This window comes from Arthrobacter sp. Y3224055 (genome assembly GCF_059090825.1).
Window position 1 is genome coordinate 73,259 of record NZ_JBNHGB010000001.1, and the last position, 23,074, is coordinate 96,332.

Consider the following 23,074-nt stretch of genomic DNA (forward strand, 5'->3'; position numbering starts at 1 on the left):
GGTGTAACTAGCGGTCTGAAGAGCAAAGCCGACCGGTCAGCGGCTTTTGACCTCTAGTTCCATGAGGTCCCTGCCTACATGCAGTTTCCCTTTGTACCCGTGCCGGGCTTCCCTCCAGCGGCGGTCGGGAGTGGTCGCGGGAACCAGATGCGAAAGCACGAGGTTCTTGGCGCCTGCCCGTTCTGCCACGTCACGACCGACTTGCTCGATCGTGGTGCGCGAAGCAAGGAGGTGCTCTTTCACTGCCTGGCCCCATTCAAGAGGCAGTGAGGCAGCCAGTTGGTCTGCGAAATCGGGATCGATCACTTCATGCACCAGGTAATCGGCGTCCTTGGCCAGATCAATCAGATTCTCGCTGACGCAGGTGTCCCCGGATACAACTACTGATCCGTCGGGGGTGTCGAACCGATATGCAAACGACGGTGCGGTGGGACGATGATCCACCAGCGTGGCAGTGACGGTAACCTCTCCGTCTTTCCAGACGTGGATCGGTGTCTGAAGCCGCGGGGGTATGCCTGCTGGATCGATTTCCCAGAGTGAGCCGAGGTCTATGTCGTGGACTTCGAAGCTGGTGTCCGGCGAGGCAACGTTGCTGTCCCGGGCTCTGTCGTTGAAGTCGGCGGAGAACGCCTGGCGAAGGTAGCCGGTCATGTCCGTGATGCCGGGCGTCGGGTTGTCCGGGTTGAATGGTTCCGGCTCGGGACGGTTGGGCGGGAATACGCGGGTCATTGATCCGCGGTTGCCGGGTCCGAACACCTGCACGGGAGCGTTGGTTCCGTTGATCATGTTCATGCTTCCGGTGGAGTACATCGCTGGCCACTCCGCCACGTGGTCGCTGTGCATATGGGTAAAGAACACGCCGCGGATATTGCTGAATGCGTTCCCGCCAAAGCCTTCTCCGGCCAGACCGGCCGAAAGGAGCCGGACCTGTGAGCCATGGCCAAGATCGACGAGGTACACCTTGTCCTCGTAAACCACTGCTGTGGATACTCCAAGGCGCTCGTCCGTGAGAATGTTGGGGCCGCCTGCGGTGCCGAGCAGCACAAGCCGTGTTCGGGCCTTCTTCTTTCCCGGTCCAGCATGGGCAGGAGCTGGGGTGGCCACCAGGGCGGCTCCGATGGTGCCAAGCGTTGCCAGTCCGGCGCCTTGAAGCAATTGACGACGGGAAGCAACGGGAAGGCCTTCTAGGGCCGACGAGATGATGCTGCACATAGCAAATTCGCCTCTCTGGAGGTTCGCGTGGGGTTGCAGAAAAGAAGTGTCCGGCCCCAGCCGGAGCCGGACACTTGTGATCGCTCGTGCTGGCAGACCTGGAAGGGCAGAGCGTTTAGGTCAGACGCCTGCCACTTCCGGCGTGCCGATCCCGCCTGCCACGCTTTCGGCGCCGGGCAGATCCTGGGTGAGGACTGCGCGGTTGAACAAGCCCTGGTCGGCGACGATCGTCTGCCCGGTCATGAGGGTGTTGTGGCGGGAGGCGAGGAACGCGTAAAGCCAACCGTATTCTTCCGGCGTGGGCAGGTGTTTGAGCGGCATGAGTTCCTGGAACTGGGCCAGGAAGTTTTCCTTGGGGATGTCGGACTGCTTCATGTGGTCCATCCCCAGCGCGCGGGGTCCTTGCAGCTGGCTGTTCGCGATGCCGGAGGGGGCGATCCCGTTGACCCGCACGCGGGGCGCGAACTCGAAGGCCAATTGGTTCACGACGCTGCGTACGGCGCCCTTGCTCGCGGAGTAGAAGAGGCCGCCGCCGTCGGCAGCGTAGGCCGCGGTGGAAGCGGTCAGCACGATAGCGCCGTCATTTTGTTCCAGCAGGTCCACAAAGATCTTGGCCGAGAGGACGTAGCCCAGGACGTTGACGTGGAAAAGCTCGTCGAACAGCGAGGGAATCTTCTCGAGCGGTGTCTTCGCCAGGGGAAGGTTGCCGTCGAAGACGCCCTGGGATCCGATGAGGGCGTTGAGCTTACCGTAGCGGTTCTCGATGGCAGCCCGCATCGTCTGCAGGTCTTCGATGCTGCGGACGTCGCCCTGGCGGATCAGGATGCGGTCGCCGAATTCGGCTTCAAGGTCGGCGACCTTGGCGGCCGAGACTTCAAGGATGGCGACGTCGGCGCCTTCGGCAAGGCATTGGCGCGCTACGCCGAGGCCCAGGCCGGAGCCTCCGCCGGTAATCAGAACGACGTGGTTGTCTAGCAGTTGCACGGGTGCTCCCTGTATTGGTTGAGAAAATTTTGGTGGTCAGGTGCTGGAGGCCTGCAGGTCACCTGCTGCGGCCAGGGCCTCGTCCCAGCTGGCCTGGCGGCGCAATAGTTTGAGGTACTTTCGCAAAGAGCGGTCGCGCCCGCACGAGAGTACTGCGTGGAACGCTCCGGCGCTTCCGTAGAGCACGAGGTACTCGCTCGATTCGACCGAGCCCTCGGCCACCACAGAGGCGTCCTCTGGATGGCGGCGTCCGTAGCATTGAATTTTCCGGTCGAACTGGTCCGTCCAGTAGTACGGCACTGCGGTGTAGGGATCCTCACGCCCGGCAAGGATGTTTGCGGCGACGTGCCGGGCCTGCTGGGAGGCGTTGGTCCAGTGTCCGACGTGGGTGCGCGGACCGAGCAGCGGATGGTCGTACAGGGCGACGTCGCCGGCCGCCCAAACGCCGGAAACAATGGTGCGCCCGGCAGCATCGCAGACGACGCCGCCAAAGGTTTCGTCGGGTTCGACGCCGGATCCGATGAGCCATTCGGTGTTCGGCTGGATACCGGTGCCGGCTACCACGTACGGCGTTTGGTGCACGGCACCGTCGGAAAAGGTCAAGGTGTAGTCCCCCGGGCCGCCTTCGACCGCGACGACGAGGGCGCCCATCCGCAGGTCGGTGCCCTGGATCAGGTGCAGGTCCCTCAGGTCGGATGCCACCTCCGGTCCCACACTCTGATTAAGCGGCAGGTCTGTGGCACCGAAAACTGTGACATCAATGCCGCGGGTGCGCAGAGAGGCAGCGATCTCAAGACCAATGAAACTGGAGCCAATCAAAGTTATGCGTCCGTAGTTTGCAGCCGCACGGCGCAGCGCAAGTACGTCTTCGACGGTACGCAATGAGGGTAGCGGCTCTCCGGTTGCAGTGGTTACGCTGCGGGGACGGCTGCCCGTGGCGATCACGACGGCGTCCCAGGGCAGCGGATCCCCGTCCGTGGTGATGACGTAGTGCCGGTCGATGTCCAACCCGGCTGCTCCCTGTCCCAGCATCAGATCGATGCCCAGTTCGGCGAAATGCCCCGGGTCGCGCAAGGGGACGGCTTCGGGTTCCTCATGGGATGTCAGCAACTGCTTGGACAGCGGCGGCCGGTCATACGGCAGGTGCCGTTCGTCGGAGAGCAGGGTAATGGATCCGTCGAAGCCGCCTTGCCGTAATGTGTCCGCGACGGTAACCCCGGCCACGGACGCACCGGCGATGACGATGTTCCGGGGCAGGCCGGTCATGATCCTCCCTCGGGCCCGGACAGACTCAGGGCCTGCGCCGGGCAGGCGAAAACGGCCTCTTCGACATCCTCGCGGTCTTCTTCATTAATGATCTGGCGATGCAGTACGGCTGCGGGGCTGCCTTTGGGCAGCTCGAAGACGTCCGGGGCCAGGCCGACGCAGATTCCGTAGGCACGGCATTTGGCCGTGTCCAGATGCACCCGGATCGCCCCGTCTTGCTTTACGTCGGTGGATACCCCTGTCACAGGATCACCGCCAGGTTCGGGGTTTCAAGCGAGGTTTCGGTGTTGAGGACCCGCCGTGTCAGCAGCCTCGGCCCCTCTGAGGTGAGGCGGATGGTGTCTTCGCGGCGGGCAGGGACCAGATCGAAGTAGGGGTCGATGCCGCGCTGCCTGTACAGCAACAGGGCGCTGGCGACTGCGATGACGTCGGGACGGTCGGTTGGGGAGATTTCGATGCTGCCCACCAGCCGCATGGTCCGGGACGGCGGGACCTCCGAGTATGCGATGCCGGTGTTCAGGCGGGCAATGCGCGTACGCAGATGCTCTTTGGTGTCGCGCATGCGGTACCCCGGCTGCGCGTATTCCTGGCTGCGCGGCTCCGATGCCTGGCGGATCGGCACTTCGTAGAGCAGGTCTTCGTCAAGCAGGTCCAGCCATTCCCCTTCGCGGCCCTCGTCGAGCAGGCGTGACTCCGTGGCAAGGAACTGGGTTATCACGGCACGCAATTCCGCGTCGGTGTGGAGGTTAAGGTTGTCGGTGACAGTCATGGAGCTACTTCTCCTCGGTGGTCGTGGCAGCCGGCGCGGGGGCTGATGTTTCCCCGCGCATTACGTTCAGCCAATGGCGGTAGAACGCCAGCTGGCTGTGCTCGCCGTAGCCGGTCTGCCGCTGGATGCCGGGTCCCTTCCAGTCCGGGTTTGGTGACTGATCCACCTCGCTGTTGTTTCCTTGCTGGAAGTTGAACTTCATGCCGGTTTTCCGTGCCCATGGGCTGGCTGCGGCGCGTGGGATTCCTTCCCAGGCAACCGTGTCGTCCTGTTCAAAGATCCCTGCCGAACCGAACACGAACTGGCCGGTGGTGTAGGTCTCCTGAACCTCTTCCGGGGACTGAAAATCCCACACAAACTGCCAGCTCCACAGCTCAATCTCGCCGGGACCGATCGGTTGCCACTGCCGGAAGCTTGTGACCACCGAGACAGGCCCGCCGGGCACGGCCGGTGTCGCGAACCGGATCATGGACAGGTTCGGAAAGATGGTGCCGACCGTCGGGGGCTCGTGATTGACCATGTTCAGCTGAGCCTCGTCGAGACCGGACAGATCGAACTGCGACTTGATCTCGTCCGGGTACCCCCACAAGGTGAAACCGGGGTGAATGGCTTTGGTCCAGGCGTGGCCGACGAAGTTGTGGCCATTGCCGAAGTGGTAGGCCCGTGCGATTTCGCAAGAGAACTCCAGACCTTGGGAGACCTGGATCTCCTGGGTACCCCAGTGCAACACATCGAGGTGGTAGACGTCTCCGGAGAAGTTTTCCGCCGCGGTCTTCCAATCGGCTTTGACCTTGTAGCGATCCGGCGGGCCGGCAACCCGCATGCCCTGCGGGTGGAGGCCGACGGTAGCGTCGAGCATCCAGCCGGCTCCGCCCAGGTATTCGTCCAGCGGCGGAACGTCCTCGGACAGGGACGCGAAGATGAAGCCCTGGCGCGTGTCGACGCGGGGTGCACGCATCAGGCTCCAGTCATCGGGGTCCAACCGCTCTCCATAAGCGTCCTGCATGTGGGGAGTACCCACCAACTGTCCCTTGCTGTTGTAAGTCCAGCCGTGGTACGGGCATTTGAAGAACCGGGCGTTGCCGCTGTCCGTCTGACAAACCTGGGTGCCGCGGTGCCGGCAGAAGTTCGACAGGACATTTATGCCGCCTTTACCGTCCCGGGTGACGATGACCGGGTCCACTCCGATACGTCGCTGCACGAAGTCACCGGCGTTGGGAATCTCGGTCTCGTGTGCGACAAAGACCCAGTTGTTGGTGAAAATCCGGTCGATCTCCGCCTGGAAAACGGTTTCGTCATTGAAGATCTCTGCCGGCACCAGGTCCTGCGCGAGCCCTTCCTCGACCCGGTCCAGGATCGCGTCCAGCGTCCTGGACGGGGTCTGCGGAGGAAAAGTATCTGTTTGCGTCATGTCCGGTTGTCTCCTTCGACATGTTGTGGCCCTGCGGGCCGCACGAAAGTCCCCTGTAATGAATTGCATGAATCGGCACCGGCACCTTTTTAACCCTGTGCCGGGGGTCACATCCATTGCTGTCCGATCAGTTTAGGGAGCCTAGAGCTACCACCGGAAGTGAACGTTCGCGATGCCTGCCATCATTCAAATCGATAGTTCGGATGGCGCGGGGCCCCTCTGACAGCCTCACGGCTCAGCTGGGTAGCGGCGCGCCCTCCAGACGGCGGAACGGGCGGTTGAGCTGCTCTTCGACGAACGCCGCCTGTCCGGGCAGATGGGTACGCAGACCGTCCGCGAATTGCGGGAGGTGGTCGGCGGAAACAGCCATCTCCGCCATGAGAATGCGGTGGGAGACTTCTTGGACCAACTGTGCCCGTGGGGCGCGGAGCGCTGTGACGTCGCCGAGGGATTCCTCGACCGGACGTTCTACTGCGAGCTCGTCGGCCAGAACGACGGCGTCCTCCAATGCCATGGCGGCGCCCTGGGTAAGGTTCGGGGCGGAGGCATGCGCGGCGTCGCCGAGCACCATGACCCGGCCGCGGTGCCACGGCGGCGGCAAATGGACTTCGCTGAGGGGGCTGTACACGATTCCGTCATCCGGAAGCATTTCGCGCAGTTGGGCTATGAGGCAGCCGTAGCCGGCGAGGCGTTGGTCGAGGAATGTTTTGAAGTCGGCGGCCGCGTAGCGGGCGTTCTCGGGCTCCGCGCAGACATGCAGCAGGTACATCTGTGTCGACGACAGAGGGATGAGGCCGGTGTTTGAACGATCGCCGTGGAAGAGCATCGTGTGGTCCACGGCTGCGGGCCGTGGCAGCATCGCGCGCCACACGGCATATCCGGTGTAGGCAGGCTCGTATCTGTCACCGAACAGGCGTCGGCGCATCGGGGAGCGTATTCCGTCAAAGGCGGCAACGGCGACATACTCTGCGCGTGTTCCGTCCGTGAATCGCACAGCAACGCGGACTCCGTCGTCGTGGAAATCTTCCACCGTGGTTCCGTAACGGATCACGGCTCCGTGACCGAGCGCTGCATCGGTCAATATGTCGTGGAGGGCCGAGCGTCTAAGCGCGTTATTCGGCGGTACCCGCTCACTGCCGAGCCCGCAAACAGTCTCGATAATCGGTGAACCCTGCCAGTCGTAGTGGGTGTTTCGGTCGAACGCAAAACCGACCTCCAGGCATTGCTCAAGAACGCCCAGAGCGTCGAGAGCCCGCAGCGAGTTGCCGGGCTGGTTGATGCCCACACCGACGACCGCGTTGTCCGGCTTGAGCTCGACGACGTCCACCTCGGCGCCATTGCGTGCGAGGGCAGCGGCAGCCGCCAAGCCGCCGATCCCTGCCCCCACCACCAGATATTTTTTTACAGGCAATCCGACCACCGCTTTCTTTTGGTGTTCCAGTTTCCGTACGGTAGTTGGCACACTAGGCGCGCCGGCCTGGCTTCGGAACGGGATATTGTCGATGAGAGGCATCGCGGCGGTCAATACCTGAAGTTTATGCGTCCGCCGGTGCGGCGAAACGTGGATTCCCGGCAGCCTTGACTGGCCCGTCTCCCCTTCCCGAAAGGCAGCAGAGTATGGCGAAAAACCTGGCCAACATGGATCTGAACCTGTTGGTAGCCTTGGACGCGTTGCTGGCAGAGCGTAACGTGACGCGCGCGGCCGAACGCCTGCTGGTGGGCCAGTCGGCCATGAGTTCGACGCTGGCGAGACTGCGGCGTCTGTTTGACGACCCTTTACTGGTGCGGGAGGGCCGGGGGTTGGCAGCGACGCCGTTGGCAGAAACGCTCATCGACCCGGTGCGCCAGGCCCTTGGCATCATCGAAGGGGTCCTGACCGTGCGCAGCAGCTTCGACCCCGCTATCGACCACCGTACTTTCACAATTAGCGCCAGTGACTACGTCACGCTGGTTTTGCTGCGGCCCTTGATCGAAAAACTGGCCAAGGAAGCACCGCATGTGCGGGTGACCATTATCCCGGTGTCCGCCGGAGACTACACCGAGGATTTGAGGCGGGAACAAGCGGACCTGCTGATTGTTCCTAGGGAGCTGCTTCCGGCACAGACAGGCTACGCGCAGGCCCCCTTGTTCTCGGATGAGTACGTCGTCGCAGTGGACGCGGACAATCCGGACGTCGGAAGCGAGATCGGCATCGATCAATTCAGCACGCTGCCCTACCTCGCCTATCAGTCCGCTGGGCGGGCCTCCTTGGCCGATCTGCAGCTGGACCAGCTGCAAATCCGTCGGAACGTGGAAGTAACAGCCCAATCCTTCCTGATCGCACCATTGCTCCTTCGGGGGACGCGCCTGATCCTGTTGGCCCATTACCAGCTCGGGCGGCTCCTGGCCCAACAGCACCGGCTACGGCTGCTGGAACCGCCCATGCCGCTCCGCCGGCTGGAACAGGTGATGGTGTGGACTCCGCGGCACAACACCGATGCCGGCCATGAGTGGCTTCGCGAGCGCTTGTTGGAAGTTGCAGGCGAGCTAACCGCTCCAGAGAAACGGATGGTCTAGCGGCCCGGGCATTGACCGAGTCAATGCCACGCATGCCGTATCGACCACTTCCGGGTCACTGCCGCGCCTCATAGCGTGCAGGGTAGAAGCGCTCCGCGCACGGACCTCCATCTGTGCAGAGCCCAGACCTACGCAGAGAGGCGTTTTGCCGTGTTTGAGATCTTTCCCGAGAAGTACGTGTGGAACCTGTCGGCCAACATTGCACTGAGCAGCGGCGGGGAAATCGAGGAAATCCTCGAGGCCTGCCGCCCCCTCGTCGAGGCCCAGAACCGCGGTGAGGAGCCAGGGACGGAAGCCTTTTTCGAGTCGTGGCAAACGGTCGCTGACCGGCAGGTCGAGCTGGCGCACGAGAACATTCATGCCGGGCGGGAACTCAGCGCTGCCACCCGCCTGCGGCGAGCCGCGATCTACTACCAAATATCGGAGCGCATGCAGAGCCGTTGGTTTACGCCCCGTGAAGGTGCTTACAAGAAGATGCTCGCGGCCTTCGCCGATTCTGTTCGCCTCGGCCGGGAGAATTGCGAATTGGTAGAGGTGCCCTACGGCGACTCGACGCTTCCGGCGTTGATAATCCGTGCGGAAAACGTTGATGGGCCGGCACCGGTGATGGTGCACTGCAACGGCTTGGATAGCAGCAAGGAGATGATCTACTGGTCTGGCATCGGCCAGGAGTTGGCCCGCCGCGGAGTCTCCACGCTCATGGTGGACCAACCGGGTACCGGCGGTGCCTTGCGACTGCAAGGGCTCACCGCCATCCATGATAGTGAGCGCTGGGCCTCGGCCTGTGTGGATTTCCTTGAGCAACGCCAGGACGTGGACCCGAAGCGGATCGGAATGATGGGCTGGTCACTCGGAGGGTACTTCGCTCCCCGGGCGGCAGCCTTCGAGAAACGGTTCAGCCTCTGCGTGGCCTGGGGCGCCAACTATAACTGGGGTGAGTTGCAAAAACGGCGGCTCAAGCGTGAGGGCGACCGGCCGGTACCCCACTACTGGGACCACGTGCTCTGGGTCTGGGGACAGGACAATGTCGAGGAGTTCATGGAATTCGCTCCCCGTGTCACCTTGGAAGGGGTGGTGGAGCACATTACCGTCCCGTTCCTGGTCACTCATGGCCAGAACGACCGGCAGATCCCGTTGGAATATGCGCAGGCGCAATACGACCACGCGGTGAACAGCCCCAAGCGTGAACTCAAGATTTTCACGCCCCGGGAGGGCGGTGTGGAGCATGTGAGCGCGGACAACCAGCCGGTCGCCACGAACTTCATCGCCGATTGGGTTTCAGAAAACATCTAGACCTCCTTTGCGGCGCTGCCCGCGCCACGACGACGAGCCCCGCGCCGGCCTCCTCCGCACCAACGGAGGAGCCCGGTGCGGGGCTCTTAGTGCTGCCCGTCGGAGTGTCCGCCCGGTCGAACCCGTCTCCTCAAATTGTTCGTGATGTACGCATTGATCACATCAATGACAGTCATGTGTTTTCGGTCCCTTCCGGGGCGATGGTGACCTGCACGACAGTTGAACCAACGCTCGAATCGGAGCGCACTAGCCGCCCGCTGTGCCGGCGGAAGAAACCACCAATCAGGAGAACACCCGTGGAAAAGCTCCTCTCCCACATTGCCCATCTTGAAATCGCCAGCCCGGATGTCGAAGCTTCAGCCGAGTTCTACGAGAAGCACTTCGGTCTGCGGATCGTCGACCGTATCGACGGCGCCGTCTACCTGCGCTGCTGGGGCGATTACTACCGCTACAGCCTCGTGGTCCGCGAAGGCCGGGCCCCCGCACTGACCCGCATGGCCTGGCGGACCGAAAGCGCAGAGGCACTGGAGGTCGCGGCGGCACGTGTGCAGGAATCCGGCATCGAAGGAGCCTGGGTCGAAGGGGGCAACGGCCACGGCCGTGCCTTCGAATTCGTTGGCCCCTTCGGACACCCCGTTCGCCTGCTCTGGGAGCTGGACCGCTTCGAGTCCGGGCCGGAGTTCGCTTCGATCTATCCGGACCGTCCCGAGAAACGCTCCAGCCATGCCGCCGCCCCCCGCTTCCTGGACCACGTCACCATTGCCAGCACCGACGTCGACGGATTCGCCGAATGGCACCGCGATGTTCTGGGATTCCGCCTGATGGCGCGCACCCAGCTCGACGACACCAACGTCAGTGTCTTCTCCGTGCTGACCACTAACGAAAAGTCCCACGACCTCGGCGTCGTCCTGGACCACTCCACGACGCCCGGCCGCGTGAACCACATCGCTTTCTGGGTCGACACCCACGAGGAACTGCTCATCACCGCCGACGTACTGATGGAAAACGGCACCCCGATGGAGCACGGCCCCGGCGTGCACGGTATCGGCGAGCAGCAGTACCTGTACTTCCGCGAACCGAGCGGCCTGCGCGTCGAGCTTAACTCCGGCGGCTACCGGAACTACGTGCCGGACTGGGAGGCCAACACCTGGACGCCCAGCCGGGGCGGCAGCAACTTCTACCGCAACGCACCGATCCCCGACTCGATTTTCCAGTCCTTCCCGGCCGCGGACGGCCTGACCGCCACCGAAGAAGGGATCCACCCGGATATGTACGAGGCACTCGTCAACTCCTAACCCCCTCGCGGGCTGCGCAGGCCGGCCACAACCGCCGGCGCAGCCCGCAGCACCACGTCCACATCACAAGCGGGTTCCACCATCCTCTGGAGAAGCCATGGCAAAAATCAGCCCTTATCGGGAGTTCAGCACAGGTTGGCCGACACTGTTGTCGGTGACCGTCGGGTCCGCCGTCGGTGTGACTGCCCTCCTGTTCTATAGCCTCGGATCCTTCACGTCGTCCTTGGGTGCGGAGTTCGGGTGGAGCCGGGCACAGGTCTCGTCGTCTTTCCTCTACACGACCATCGCCCTGACCGTGATGGCTGCACCGCTCGGCTGGCTGCTCGACCGGTTCGGGCCGCGACGCATCGCGCTGGTGTCAGTTCCGGGACTCACGGTTTCGCTGCTGCTGCTAAGCCAGTTCCACGGCGGACTGACGGCCTTCCACCTGCTCTTCGGCCTGGCCGGACTGCTCGGGGCAGGAACCACCTCGGTGGTCTACACGAAAGCCCTGAATTCGAAGTTCTTCGCCAAGCGCGGAATGGCGCTGGGCATCAGTCTCGCCGGCCTCGGCGTGGCGGCACTGGCGCTCCCCGCGCTCGTCACCGCCGTCGTGCAGCCCTTCGGTTGGCGGGCCGGGTTCCTGGCCCTCGCAGCCCTCTCGCTGCTGGTCATCCCGTTCGTGTTCTTCGGTTTCCGGACGGATCCGGCGGCACCACTTGCGCCCCTTCAGGCCGTCGGTGCCACGCGCCGGGAGGCACTGAACTCACGCACCTTCTGGATGCTGCTCGCCGGCTTCCTGCTGGTGGGCGGCTCCGTCCCCGCCATCATCCCGCACATGGTCCCGCTCCTCACCGACGCGGGCCTCACACCTCAAGCCGCCGCAGGCATCGCCGGACTCATCGGCTTGGGCGTCATCATCGGGCGGCTGTGCATCGGCGCCCTCGTTGATCGGTTCCATGCCCCTTTCGTCGCCGCACCGCTGTTCCTGCTGACCGCACTGGGATGCCTGCTGCTGCTCTGGGGAGGACCACTCATGGCCCCTGTGGCCGCGTTCATGGTGGGGCTTTCGTTCGGAGCCGAGGCCGATCTCATCGCATTCTTCTGCGGCAACTACTTCGGCCTCCGCAGTTACGGCTTCATCTACGGCCTGATCTACGCCGCATTCTCCGTGGCAATCTCGATCGGCCCGATCTGGGCCGGAGCCTTTTTCGACCGGACTGGCAGTTACGACGGCGCCCTCATCACCGTCGCGGCATTGCTGGCCGCGGGCTCCGCGGTCGTACTGGCCCTGCCCCGCGAACAACGCTACGCCCGGACCCAGGACACGCAGAAACATCCCGAAACTCTGCCGGCCACCACCGGCGCCTGAACGGGCTGGTCCTGCGCGGGCACCCATACCAACTTCGACACCAACCACTATCCAAAGGAGTGATGGACCTTGACCCTCACCACCGATTTTCCCGGCGCTGTGCCGGCCGAGACGACCCACGGTTGGGCCATCGGCACCGACGTAGGCGGAACGTTTACTGACCTGTGGCTGCGCTCCCCCTCCGGCGAGTCCTACGTCTGCAAGTCCCCGACCACCGCAGACGTCGTCACCGGCGTCATCAATGCCATCCACCTGGCCGCCGAGCTGGCCGGACTCAGCACGCGGGAACTGTGCGGGCAGGTCCAGCGGTTCGGGCATGGCACCACTGTCGGCTTGAACGCACTGCTCACCGGCCGTTCCGCCAAGACCGGACTCATCACCACCCGTGGCTTCGGTGACGTCTTGGAAATCGGCCGGTTGCGGCGGGGCACCGCCAGCCTCAAGGGCCTGGACCTGGGGGATTACTTCCTGCGCGGACAGGTCCCCCCGCTTGTCCCCCGTGAACTTGTTGTCGAGGTCACTGAACGGGTGGACGCCAACGGCGGCGTGCTCACCCCAATCGACATCAAGTCCGTTCGCAAGGCAGCGGAAACGCTGAAGGCTGAGGGGGTGGAAGCCGTGGCCATCTGCCTGCTGTGGGCTACCGAATACCCCGGCCACGAGCAGGCTGTCGCCGAGATCATCGCCGAGGTCCTCCCCGACGCGTTCGTCAGCACGTCCCACGTCATCGCGCCCTCCGTCGGCGAGTACGCCCGGGCATCCACCACCACTGCCAACGCCGCGCTGGGACCCATCGCCGGGCACTACCTGCTCAACTTGGAACGCGAGCTGCGCGCCCTCGGCATGAACGCACCGATCATGATGACCACCAATGCCGGCGGCGTCGTCCCGGCGGGAACGATCACCTCGTCCCCGGTCAACGGTCTGCTGTCAGGTCCGGCCTCCTGCGTCGTCGCTGGGCAGTCCCTGGGCAAAGAACAGGACCGCCCGAACATCCTGACCATGGACGTCGGCGGCACCTCGTTCGACGTCGGCGTCGTCGTCGACGGCGTGCCGCTGCTCCGCGAAGACGTTACATTTGGCGGAGCGGACATGCGCGTTCCCTCGGTCGACATCGCCAGTGTCGGCGCCGGCGGCGGTTCCATCGCGGCTGTCGACGGAGGGATCCTCAGCGTCGGCCCGCGCAGTGCCGGCGCAGTCCCGGGCCCCGTCTGCTACGGCAAGGGCGGCACGGAGCCGACCACCACCGACGCTGACCTGGTGCTCGGAATCCTGGACCCGGATGCCTTTGGCTCCGGTGGCATCACCTTGGACCGCGAGGCCGCGGCCCGGGCCATCGAGGAGCAGGTCGGCCGCCCGCTGGGCTTGAATGCCATGGAAGCCGCCCGCGCGATCCGCGTGGTGTTCGACACCACGATGTCTGACTTGCTGCGGTCGGTCACGATTGAGCGTGGCCACGACCCCCGCGAATTCACGCTGGTAGCTGGCGGCGGCTCGGGCCCCTCTCATGCCTGGGCACTGTGCCGCGAACTGGGCTTGGGAGGATTCCTGGTCCCGGCTACCGCCACCGCCCAATCCGCGTACGGGGCTGGAACCAGCGACCTGAAGACCACCTCGTCGCGCACCAGCTACATCCGGCTTGCCAGCGGCGCCGCCCCCACCACCCAGCACGCCGAAACGCTCACCCAAGCCATGGCAGCCACCACCCGGGCCGTCCTGGATGCCATCCCCGATCCCGACCACGCTGCGGTCACCCATACTGTCGCAGTCCGCTACCACGGCCAGGCCCATCACCTGGATGTGGTCCTGCAACAGTCCCCGGACGCGCAGGACGTCGCCGACATGCTGTCCCGATTCGAGGCCGACTACGAATTGCTCTTTGGAGCCGGCTCCGGATTCCGGGAGGCCGGATTCGAGATCCTCTCGGTCCGCTCCGTGGCATCCCGTGCCGCCGAAGTTCTGGCCTCCGCTTCGAACGGTGAAGCCTTCGAGGACCGCGGAGTTCGTCCCGTCGTTTTCGACGACCCGGATACCCCCGAGAACACCCGTGTCTACGGGTGCCGATGGCCGGCCGGCGGCCAAAAACTCGCCGGACCGTGCCTGATCCATCTGCCCGGTTGCGTCGTTGTAGTGCCGCCGGGTGGTTCCGCCGAAACCGACGACGCCGGCGTCATCCATGTGAAAGTAGGAAACCAGTGAGCCTCCTCGAGACCTCCACCATCCCCGTAGCCGCAGCAGCGGTCCCCGGAACCGACCCCGTCACCGCACAGGTCGTGCGCAGCCGGCTCGTCGCGATTACCGACCAGATGCGCGTCGCGCTGCAGTCGGTCAGCGGCAGCCCGACCGTCACCGAGGCCAGTGACTTCTTCACCGGCCTCTACCTGCCGGACGGGTCCTTCGCCACCATGGGCCACCAGGTAACGTTCGAAGCACCGCCCGTCGGGGCACTGATCCGGCACCTGCGCCAGAGCAACATGATACTGCGCGACGGCGACCGGATCATCGGCAACGACCCGTTCATCGGAGCACTGCACCAGAACGACGTGCAGATGTGCGCCCCCTTGGTGGTCGACGGCGAAATCGTCGCCTGGGCCGGGGTGATGGCCCACGAGACCGACATGGGCGGCATGGACTTCGCGTCGTGGTCGCCGAAAGCCAAGGAGATCTGGCAGGAGGGACTGCGCATCCCCGCGGTGAAGCTGGTCGACGGCGGTGTCCTGCGCGACGATGTCCTCGATATGATCCTCGCCGCTACCCGCCTGCCGGCCCAGGTTGGCCTGGACATCCGCGCGTTCATCGCCACACTGAACGTTGCCGCGGAACGTCTCACCGAGCTCTGCCGCCGCTACGGAACCCCCGTAGTGCAGGCGGTGATGGTCGCCATGGTGGCCGACTCCGAGCAGCGCATGCGCCAACGCCTGCGTGAAATTCCGGACGGTGTGGTTCATACACGCGACTTTCTGGAACACGACGGCCACACCGACAAGCTCTACACCGTCGACCTCCTGGCCACGAAGAAGGGTGACTCCCTCATTCTGGACTTCTCCGGATCCTCGCCGCAGGCCCAGGGATTCGTGAACTGCTCACGCGCAGGCCTAATGGGCGGCGTGGCCGGCGCGCTGATCCCCACCCTGGGCTTCGGCCTGCCCTGGAACGACGGGCTCCTGCGCCCCGTCGAGGTCACGGCGCCCGACCGGCTGATCTGCACCGCCATGGCACCTGCCCCGGTGGGCAGCGCCACCGTCGAGACCATCTGGGTGGTCAGCAACGTCGTCTCGGCTGCCCTCAACAGGCTGCTCACGGCAGCCCCTCAGCACGGGCACCGCGCCCAGGGAATCAGCAGCGGCACCATGGCCACCTTCAACCTAAGCGGCATCAACCAGTACGGTGAGAAGTTCGGCCTGCACCTGATGGATCCACTCGCGGGCGGGTTCGGTGCGTTCACTGCACATGACGGGCAGGACGCGGCCGGTCCCATCAACGCGCCCTGCCCGTCCATCGCGGACGTGGAGGTCAACGAACAGAAGACTCCGCTGGTCTACCAATACCGGCGTCTGGCCCAAGACACCGGCGGCGCGGGCCGCCGCCGGGGCGGCGTCGCCGCGGAAGTTGCCCTGACCGTGTCCATCCCGGAAGCCGAGGCACTGGTGATGACCCACGGCGCCGAGGTACCCAACTCCGCGGGCCTCTCCGGCGGCCTTCCGGGCGGAACCATCAGCCAGGCATTCGCGCCCGGGTTCCTGGACCGCGAGGATCCATCCGCCGAGCTGAACGCCTCGGTGCAGGTCCCGGAAGCGTTCCGGGACCTGGGCTCGAAACCCGGTGCCTTCCCCATGCGTGACACGGATGTCTTCGCCGTGACCTGGCAGGGCGGCGGCGGGATCGGCGACCCGCTGGACCGCGATCCCGTCGATGTGCTGGCCGACGTGCGCCGCGGCGTCGTCAGCGTGGCGGCTGCCCGGGAGACCTACGGCGTCGTTCTCATCGGTGCAGACACCGGCCGGCCCTCCGGCTGGGACGCCGACAGCACGCTCCAACTGCGGCGCGACCTTCGGGCGCAGCGTCTGGATGTTGATCCGGGGACGCTTCCCCTGGCCGCCGAAGCAGTGGGTCCCGGTATCGTTCCCCAGGGGATCGCCGCCGGGGAGCGCTGGCTCGCGCTCGGCGACCGGCTGCGCGCCGTCGTCTCCGCAGCCGGACAGTGGCGCGTGCAGACGCTCTCCGGCACCGTACTCTCCATCGGGTCCACCAGGTGGCGCGACGGGGCCATGCGCATCGATCTACCCCTCCCCCATCGTGTCGGCAGAACCCTGCACCGGGACCTTAAGGCCACCGGCTGGCTCTGCCCGACGAGCGGCGCCCTGCTGGCCGTTGACATCCACCTGGTCGCCGAAGAGCCCTTCCACGACCTCGAACTAGACCTCGCCTCCGGCATCACTGCCGATCTGGCAATCACCACAGAGGAGAACTGACATGGCCAAAAACGCCGAATTCGGCCCGCGCAAGGTCATCGTGACCGTCGCTCCCACCGGAGGGATGGCGACCAAAGACAAAGTCCCGAACCTGCCCGTCACCCCGGAAGAAATCGCCGACGACGTCGTCGCCTGTTACGAGGCCGGCGCAAGCGTTGCCGCCATCCACGCCCGCCGCCCCGATGGCCTGGCAACCTGCGACCCGGACACGTATGCCCGCATCAACTCCCTGATCCGGTCCCGCTGCGACATTGTGCTGAACAATTCCACCGGGGGTGGCATTCACGGAGACATGATCCACCAGTTGGACAACGGCCTGTGGGAGATCGACTTCAACGAAAGGATCAAGGGACTCGACGGCGCCGGAGCGGAGATGTGCACGCTGGACGCGCACACGGTCTGCGCCCACGGCGGCGGCAGGGAACTGCTGGTGACCACCACGCCGTCGCGTTCGCGCTGGCTGGCCGAGCAGATGAGGGCGCGCGGAATCAAGCCCGAATGGGAGGTCTTCAGCATCGCGCACATCATCCAGGACGTGACGGAACTGATCGAGGAGGGTCTGGACGAGGCACCGCATTTCATCAACATGGTCCTCGGCGCGCATAAGGGATTCCAGGGCGCACTGCCCTACACCCCCAAGCTGCTGCAGAGCATGGTCGAACACCTCCCGGAAGGATCCATCTTCAACGTCAGCGCCATCGGCCCCGCTCAGCTGCCGGCCACGGTCCACGCCTTGCTTTTGGGAGGGCATGTCAGGGTCGGCCTTGAGGACAACCTCTCCTATGAAAAGGGCGTCCCGGCCACCAATCTCGCGCTGGTCGAGCGTATGGTGCGCATCATCCGTGAACTCGGCATGGAACCGGCAACCCCCGCAGAAGCCCGCACCCTTATGGGCTTGCCCGCCCTGGAGCGGGACACCGCCAGTGCAGTGACGGGCTGAGCGATGGAAAATCCTGGGAGCCTGCGCGGACAAACCACCGTCGCCTGGGTCGATACCGATGCATCAGGTCGGATCCACTTCACTTCTGCCTTCCGCTGGGTCGAGGCAGTGGAGCACAACGCTTACCGGACGGCAGGGCTCGGAGATCACATCCGGTCACTCCCCCGCCTCAGCGTTGGCGCCACCTACCGGCGGCAGCTGACTGCGGGGGACCGTATCGAAATCGAACTGCGGATGGCCCGCATCGGGAACACTTCGATCGGTTACGACTGGACGATCCTCCACAACGGCGAGTCGTGCATTGACGGCCACCACACCGTTGTCCACGTCGGATCCGAAGGGAAGCCCTCTCCCCTCCCCGAGAAGTTGCGGGCCCTGCTCGCAGAACCCGCTCCCGCCTAAACAAGTAAGCTCTCGGCCCGCCCGCCTGATCTGCTCAGTGGACGGGGCCGTGAGGCACGCTCACCGGGCGTGCCAGGTTCCACCAGCTACATCACCTGTTCAACGACGAACGAAGGAATCCAATGATGCACAAAAAGATCTGGCTCGCAGCGGCATTCACGGCCGTGGCACTCAGCACCGCAGGCTGCAGCTCCTCCGGGGCGGCGACACCAAATGGGCAAGCGAGCGGCCCGGACACCAACTTTGCTACGATCGCGGACGCGGATTTCGCCGGCACAAGCGGAAAGGCCCCGACAGCCACGGTCGAGACGGAGCCCGGCCAGGACGTCTGGATCCTGTCCTGCTCCCAGATGTCCGAGGGATGCGCCACGGTCAGCGCTGCCGCGACAGAGGCAGCCGAGCTGCTCGGATGGGAAACCACAGTCTACGACGGTGCATTCGGCGTTGGCGGCGCCTATTCAAATGGAGTCCGACAAGCCATCGCAGCCAAGGCCGACGCGATCATCGTCGTGAGTGTTGACTGCAACCTCATCCAGGCGCCGCTTCGGGAAGCCAAGGACGCAGGGATTCCCGTCGTCCAGGCCTTCTCCTTCGACTGTGACGACCCACAGGTCGGTGGGGAGCCATTGTTCGCGGCCTCCATGAAGATGACCGAGGAACACCCGGATCTGGCAAGCTGGATGCAGGAATGGGGCGCTGCCAAGGCCCGGTGGATCATGTCCGAAACGAATGGCGAAGCCAAAATCATCAACACTGTCTTCGACGGTAAGATCCTGGGCAACCACGCCAACAAGGGCTTCACCGAACAACTTGCCGAGTGCGGCAAGTGCGAAATCCTTGAGGACGTACACGTCGCCGACTCCGACATCGCCTCCGGTGTCTTGCGCCAGAAGTTTTCCGCAGCCTTGACCGCGAATCCGACGGCGAACGCCACCAACGCTCTCTTCGACGGATGGATGAGCGCGTCCGGTCTGGCCCAGGCCATTAATTCTTCGGGCCGGGGTGCCACGATCGCCGCCATGGGCGGCGAGGGCCTGGCGCCCAATATGGGCTTCATCAAGGAAGGCAGAGGCCAAAGCGCAGCCGTCGCCTATGACGCCGAGTGGTTGGGATGGGCCACTGTAGACGTCCTGGCACGCGCCTTCGTCGGACAGGAACAGGAGGTCCAAGGCCTGGGCTGGCAGACGGTGGACGCCGCGCACAACACGCCCGACGGGGAATCGGCTTACAAATCGGCGTATGACTTCCGCGCCGACTACCGGACCGCCTGGAACGTTAAGTGACAGCGCCCCGTCTCGCTCTTCATGGTTTACGAAAGGCTTACGGGAACACAATTGCGCTGGATGACCTCGGCCTCGAGATAGGGGCCGGGGAGGTCCATGCCCTGTTGGGTGCCAACGGGTCAGGGAAGTCCACGCTCGTCAAAATTCTGGCGGGCGTGACAACCGCTGACGCCGGGACCATCTGCCTGGCAGGCCGGGAACTGGCAGCACGGAATGTGACCCCGCAAGAGTCGAAGAACCTGGGACTGCGCTTCGTTCACCAGGATCCCGCAGTGTTTCCCACAATGTCGGTAATGGAAAATCTGGCCCTCGGCCATGGTTATCAGACAAGCCTAGGACGTGTTTCCTGGTCGGCTCTAAAGCAGCGGGCCGGGGCCCTGATCGACCGTTTCGACCTCGATTGCTCGCCTGAGACAAAAATCGGGCGACTCGGTCCTGCCCAACGGACGATGGTTGCCATCGCACGGGGGCTCCAGGACGAGCTCGATGACGCGAACGCCGGCCATTTGTTGGTCCTTGATGAGCCGACGGCATCACTCTCCGCCACGGAGGCCGACCTTCTGCTGAGCTACGTACGCACTCTGGCGGATAAAGGGACATCAATCCTCTACATCACGCACCGGCTCCACGAGCTCCAGCAGGCCGCCGACACTGTGACCGTCATGCGAGACGGGGCGAGGGTCCATACCGGGCCTTACAAGGCGGACTCCCTCGACGACCTGACCGAGCACATCGCTGGACAGGCACTGGGCGAGGTCTACCCGAGGCCTGCCGCGGCACCGGCAGAACCGGTCCTGACACTCGAAGGGTTGTCCGCTCCCGGGCTTCAGGACATTTCGTTCGCCGCCCACGCAGGGGAGGTACTAGGAATTGCAGGCTTTCTTGGCAGCGGGCGCAGCCACTTGTTGGAATGCCTTTTCGGGTCGGCTCCGTATAACGGCAGCGTCATTGTCGACGGGCGACGCGTTCCCGACTGTGACATCAGGGCGGCCATGGACGCCGGTATAGCCTTGGTTCCCGAGGACAGGCTCGGCGTGGCGGGGTTCCCTGGCCTCTCGCTACGGGAAAACCTCTCGGCTGGCCAGACAGACCGCTACTGGCGCAAGCTCAGGCTCGATGCCCGCCGTGAGCGGACGGAATCTTCTGCATTACTGGCCGAATACCTTGTGAAATCAGACTCTCAGGAGCAACCTCTGTCCTCATTGTCAGGGGGCAACCAGCAGAAACTGATTATGGCCCGATGGCTGCGCAGGTTCCCGCGCGTCATGCTGCTCGATGAACCAACGCAAGGCGTCGACGCGGGCGCCCGTCCCGAAATTTACCGCATGATTCGATCCCAAACGGACGCCGGAGCGACCGCCCTTGTCGTCAGTTCCGACTTTGAAGAACTGGCGAACCTCTGCGACCGGGTGCTGATCCTCAACAACGGCCGCATCATCCACGGAGTGGCTGGTAGCGAACTGACGGCAAACAACTTGACCCGCCTTTGCTTCAACCATGACGAAAGCAGGACAGCATGACCGCCACCACGACTGCAGCGAATCACCGCAAGCCGGCGCAACGTCCGATCAGCACTTGGGGCCGCACCCGACACCAAATCGTAGAAAACTACGGTCTGGTCGGAGTCTCGATCATCGTCTTCGTCTTTTTCTGCCTCTACGGCCAGACCGCCGGCATTTTTCCATCGCAAGCAAACATCACTACAACAATCGGCAACTCGTCAGTCGTCGCCTTGGCAGCGCTTGCCACCGTCATCCCATTTCGGGCTGGTTTCCTCGATCTGTCCGTTAGCGCCAATATCGGTGTCGCCTCCGTCGTGACGGCCGCAGGCATGGCACACTTCGGGCTGCCCTTATGGGGAGCCATCGCGGCCGGCGTGCTGTCAGGGATTTTGGTTGGAGCTTTGAACGGCTTCCTAGTGACCGTCGCGAAGCTTGACGTCTTTATCACTACGTTAGGCATGGCAACCATTCTTTCCGGGATCCTTCAGTGGTACACCGGCGGAATGCCCATCACCACAGGCCTGTCGCTGGCCCTACAGGACTTCGGCTCGTTGACGTGGTTCGGGATCCCGCGCCTGGTATTCCTGCTCATTCCGGTCATCGTGATCGCCTGGTACCTGCTTGAACACACGCCCTTCGGCCGCGAGCTGACTGCGATCGGCTCAAATCCACGGGCGGCCCACATGGTTGGCATCGGGACCAAGCGCGTAATCTGGACCAGCTTCCTTCTCAGCGGCGCCATTGCCGGAATCGCCGGAGTCTTGCTCACAGCCCGCTCGGGAGGCGCCGACCCGCTGACAGGCCCCGGGCTGATGTTTCCCGTCCTGGCCGCCGTTTTTCTTGGCAAGACAACGATCCGTCCGGGACAGGCCAACGTGTCGGGAACCATCATCGGCGTCCTGTTCGTGGCCTTCACCGTGAGCGGACTGAGTATTGCGGGAGCACAGGCATGGGTCGGGCCGGTCTTCAACGGCGTGGCCCTTGTCGGAGCAATCGCCCTCTCAACCTACTTCGGCCGCCGAAGAACCCCGGCGTGACCCTAACGGAAGCTCACCATCCGACGAGACATTTCGGTCGCCGCGGTAATACGTGAAACCGGCGAACGACGGTCAGGTGCCCGGCCGACCACCATCGCGATGTGGTCGGCCCCGGCGCCGGGACGGGCGCCCCGATATGTCGTCCACGAGATGCGTCAAAGTTTCCCGCAGCCAACGGTGCCCCGGGTCGCTTTCATGTCGCTCCGTCCACACCATGATTTCCCGTACCGGTTCAAGCTGGATCGGTGGTTCAAGCAGGCGTAGTTCAACTTCGTTTGCCACTAGGAGCCCAAGCTTCTCGTGGATTAGGGACATCAAACGGGTACCGCGCAGCAGGAACGGGGCGAGGGTCATGCTGGTAGTCAACTCGACATTGCGGCCGATGCCGAGCGCGTTAAGCTGCATCTCGGCCAGCGACGGGAGACCGCCAACCCGCGTGGCGAGGTAGGGCAGCGCGGAGAATTCCTCGGCAGTTATTGACTCGCCAACGTCCGGATTATCGACCGCGACCGCGCAAACGTAGCGATCGTTAAAGAGGGGCGCGTGGTGATACTTCGTGTAGTCCGGCAGCGCGCCTGCCGGGACAATGAGCAGGTCCACCTCGTTCCCTGCAATCCGTTCCGCAAAATCGGCGCCCAACGGCTGAATGTGAAGCCGGACCCCAGGGGCGTCTTCGGTGAGCCGGACCAACATCTCGTGCAAGAGAATCAAGGTGACGTAGTCGCTGGCCATGATTGTGAACTGTCGTGAGTCGGTGGCCGGATCGAATTCCTCGGCACGGCGTTCCAACAACATTTGGAGATTCGCGAGCGTTTCCCTTACAGGACCGGCCAACTCCTCCGCGAACGGCGTGGCGGCGAATTCCCGGCCTTGACGGACGAGAATAGGATCTCCGAAAAGTCTCCGGATCCGACCAAGGGTCGCGCTCATGGCCGATTGCCCTACAGAAAGCCTGGCCGCCGCTTTGGTGACGTTGCGCTCCGTCATGAGCGCGTCGAACGCCACCAGCAGGTTCAGGTCGACGCGGCTCAATTCCAACAATTCATCTCCCAGCAGTCAGTCCCTTTATCGTAAACTCTCCATCAAAGCTTCCCGCGTGCTTCCCTGGCAGGACGTCCAATCGTCGGCGAAAATTCGACGGGATGGGCATCGAACCCATCAAGCTTCTCGATTCGGCTCTATGGAAGAGAGCGGGTTTAGGATCCCAATCCGAGGAGGCCTTCCCAGGTGGGAAGAGTTCACCCCTGGGGGTGGGGGCACAAAACAACGCAGCTCAGTCGAATCCAATCGACTGAGCTGCG

Annotated in this window: 19 protein-coding genes; 11 read left to right on the forward strand and 8 right to left on the reverse strand. The window is 64.0% G+C overall.

Going from position 1 to position 23,074, the window contains the following annotated elements:
- Positions 1-36 precede the first annotated feature (36 nt).
- The 7 genes from AC5RTY_RS00330 to AC5RTY_RS00360 all read right to left on the reverse strand — a co-directional run bounded on the left by AC5RTY_RS00330 (position 37) and on the right by AC5RTY_RS00360 (position 7,167).
- Positions 37-1,212, reverse strand: coding sequence for an MBL fold metallo-hydrolase (locus AC5RTY_RS00330; protein ID WP_494138779.1), 1,176 nt, complete (start codon positions 1,210-1,212; stop codon positions 37-39).
- Positions 1,213-1,332: 120 nt separating this feature from the next.
- On the reverse strand, positions 1,333-2,196 hold the full coding sequence (locus AC5RTY_RS00335; RefSeq protein WP_494049616.1) for an SDR family oxidoreductase: 864 nt from the start codon (positions 2,194-2,196) through the stop codon (positions 1,333-1,335).
- Positions 2,197-2,232: 36 nt separating this feature from the next.
- Entirely contained in the window at positions 2,233-3,462 is a 1,230-nt protein-coding gene (locus AC5RTY_RS00340) for an NAD(P)/FAD-dependent oxidoreductase (protein ID WP_494062452.1), read from the reverse strand.
- Positions 3,459-3,707 (reverse strand): ferredoxin, encoded by a 249-nt coding sequence (locus tag AC5RTY_RS00345; protein ID WP_494062453.1) that lies wholly within the window; start codon positions 3,705-3,707, stop codon positions 3,459-3,461. Before AC5RTY_RS00345 ends, AC5RTY_RS00340 begins: the two co-directional genes overlap by 4 nt.
- Positions 3,704-4,231, reverse strand: a complete 528-nt coding sequence (locus tag AC5RTY_RS00350; protein WP_494062454.1) for an aromatic-ring-hydroxylating dioxygenase subunit beta — start codon at positions 4,229-4,231, stop codon at positions 3,704-3,706. Before AC5RTY_RS00350 ends, AC5RTY_RS00345 begins: the two co-directional genes overlap by 4 nt.
- A 4-nt stretch (positions 4,232-4,235) precedes the next feature.
- Positions 4,236-5,642 (reverse strand): aromatic ring-hydroxylating oxygenase subunit alpha, encoded by a 1,407-nt coding sequence (locus AC5RTY_RS00355; RefSeq protein WP_494138780.1) that lies wholly within the window; start codon positions 5,640-5,642, stop codon positions 4,236-4,238.
- A gap of 235 nt (positions 5,643-5,877) precedes the next feature.
- Positions 5,878-7,167 (reverse strand): FAD-dependent monooxygenase, encoded by a 1,290-nt coding sequence (locus AC5RTY_RS00360; RefSeq protein ID WP_494110100.1) that lies wholly within the window; start codon positions 7,165-7,167, stop codon positions 5,878-5,880.
- Positions 7,168-7,259: 92 nt separating this feature from the next.
- Here AC5RTY_RS00360 and AC5RTY_RS00365 point away from each other — a divergent pair, with 92 nt between their 5' ends.
- The 11 genes from AC5RTY_RS00365 (at position 7,260) to AC5RTY_RS00415 (ending at position 21,773) form a co-directional block, all read left to right on the forward strand.
- Positions 7,260-8,198, forward strand: a complete 939-nt coding sequence (locus AC5RTY_RS00365) for a LysR family transcriptional regulator (RefSeq protein WP_494062457.1) — start codon at positions 7,260-7,262, stop codon at positions 8,196-8,198.
- A 150-nt stretch (positions 8,199-8,348) separates the two neighbouring features.
- The gene (locus tag AC5RTY_RS00370) at positions 8,349-9,491 is read left to right on the forward strand and encodes an alpha/beta hydrolase family protein (protein WP_494062458.1); all 1,143 of its coding nucleotides are present in this window, start codon (positions 8,349-8,351) and stop codon (positions 9,489-9,491) included.
- A gap of 296 nt (positions 9,492-9,787) precedes the next feature.
- Entirely contained in the window at positions 9,788-10,786 is a 999-nt protein-coding gene (locus AC5RTY_RS00375; protein ID WP_494062459.1) for a VOC family protein, read from the forward strand.
- Positions 10,787-10,883: 97 nt separating this feature from the next.
- Positions 10,884-12,137: an MFS transporter gene (locus AC5RTY_RS00380; RefSeq protein WP_494062460.1), complete on the forward strand. Its 1,254-nt coding sequence runs from the start codon at positions 10,884-10,886 to the stop codon at positions 12,135-12,137.
- A gap of 69 nt (positions 12,138-12,206) precedes the next feature.
- On the forward strand, positions 12,207-14,336 hold the full coding sequence (locus AC5RTY_RS00385) for a hydantoinase/oxoprolinase family protein (RefSeq protein ID WP_494138781.1): 2,130 nt from the start codon (positions 12,207-12,209) through the stop codon (positions 14,334-14,336).
- Complete coding sequence (locus AC5RTY_RS00390) at positions 14,333-16,609, forward strand: hydantoinase B/oxoprolinase family protein (protein ID WP_494138782.1); 2,277 nt, start codon at positions 14,333-14,335, stop codon at positions 16,607-16,609. The genes AC5RTY_RS00385 and AC5RTY_RS00390 overlap by 4 nt, the downstream gene beginning before the upstream one ends.
- Position 16,610: 1 nt before the next feature.
- Positions 16,611-17,549: a beta-keto acid cleavage family enzyme gene (locus tag AC5RTY_RS00395; protein WP_494138783.1), complete on the forward strand. Its 939-nt coding sequence runs from the start codon at positions 16,611-16,613 to the stop codon at positions 17,547-17,549.
- A gap of 3 nt (positions 17,550-17,552) precedes the next feature.
- Entirely contained in the window at positions 17,553-17,951 is a 399-nt protein-coding gene (locus AC5RTY_RS00400; RefSeq protein WP_494062464.1) for an acyl-CoA thioesterase, read from the forward strand.
- A gap of 125 nt (positions 17,952-18,076) precedes the next feature.
- A complete protein-coding gene (locus AC5RTY_RS00405; RefSeq protein WP_494138784.1) occupies positions 18,077-19,234 on the forward strand; it encodes a sugar ABC transporter substrate-binding protein in 1,158 nt (385 codons plus the stop codon).
- On the forward strand, positions 19,231-20,754 hold the full coding sequence (locus AC5RTY_RS00410; protein WP_494049604.1) for a sugar ABC transporter ATP-binding protein: 1,524 nt from the start codon (positions 19,231-19,233) through the stop codon (positions 20,752-20,754). The genes AC5RTY_RS00405 and AC5RTY_RS00410 overlap by 4 nt, the downstream gene beginning before the upstream one ends.
- Entirely contained in the window at positions 20,751-21,773 is a 1,023-nt protein-coding gene (locus AC5RTY_RS00415; RefSeq protein WP_494049603.1) for an ABC transporter permease, read from the forward strand. The genes AC5RTY_RS00410 and AC5RTY_RS00415 overlap by 4 nt, the downstream gene beginning before the upstream one ends.
- Before the next feature lie 72 nt (positions 21,774-21,845).
- Here AC5RTY_RS00415 and AC5RTY_RS00420 read toward each other — a convergent pair whose 3' ends face one another.
- Positions 21,846-22,814 carry a LysR substrate-binding domain-containing protein gene (locus AC5RTY_RS00420; RefSeq protein WP_494062469.1) on the reverse strand — a complete coding sequence of 323 codons (969 nt, stop codon included), beginning with the start codon at positions 22,812-22,814 and terminating at the stop codon, positions 21,846-21,848.
- Positions 22,815-23,074: the final 260 nt, after the last annotated feature.

Coding starts and splice junctions, on each gene's coding strand:
- AC5RTY_RS00350 (WP_494062454.1), bottom strand. CDS start 4,231: ATGACTGTCACCGACAACCTTAACCTCCACACCGACGCGGAATTGCGT.
- AC5RTY_RS00365 (WP_494062457.1), top strand. CDS start 7,260: ATGGCGAAAAACCTGGCCAACATGGATCTGAACCTGTTGGTAGCCTTG.
- AC5RTY_RS00330 (WP_494138779.1), bottom strand. CDS start 1,212: ATGTGCAGCATCATCTCGTCGGCCCTAGAAGGCCTTCCCGTTGCTTCC.
- AC5RTY_RS00355 (WP_494138780.1), bottom strand. CDS start 5,642: ATGACGCAAACAGATACTTTTCCTCCGCAGACCCCGTCCAGGACGCTG.
- AC5RTY_RS00415 (WP_494049603.1), top strand. CDS start 20,751: ATGACCGCCACCACGACTGCAGCGAATCACCGCAAGCCGGCGCAACGT.
- AC5RTY_RS00340 (WP_494062452.1), bottom strand. CDS start 3,462: ATGACCGGCCTGCCCCGGAACATCGTCATCGCCGGTGCGTCCGTGGCC.
- AC5RTY_RS00405 (WP_494138784.1), top strand. CDS start 18,077: ATGCACAAAAAGATCTGGCTCGCAGCGGCATTCACGGCCGTGGCACTC.
- AC5RTY_RS00395 (WP_494138783.1), top strand. CDS start 16,611: ATGGCCAAAAACGCCGAATTCGGCCCGCGCAAGGTCATCGTGACCGTC.
- AC5RTY_RS00380 (WP_494062460.1), top strand. CDS start 10,884: ATGGCAAAAATCAGCCCTTATCGGGAGTTCAGCACAGGTTGGCCGACA.
- AC5RTY_RS00400 (WP_494062464.1), top strand. CDS start 17,553: ATGGAAAATCCTGGGAGCCTGCGCGGACAAACCACCGTCGCCTGGGTC.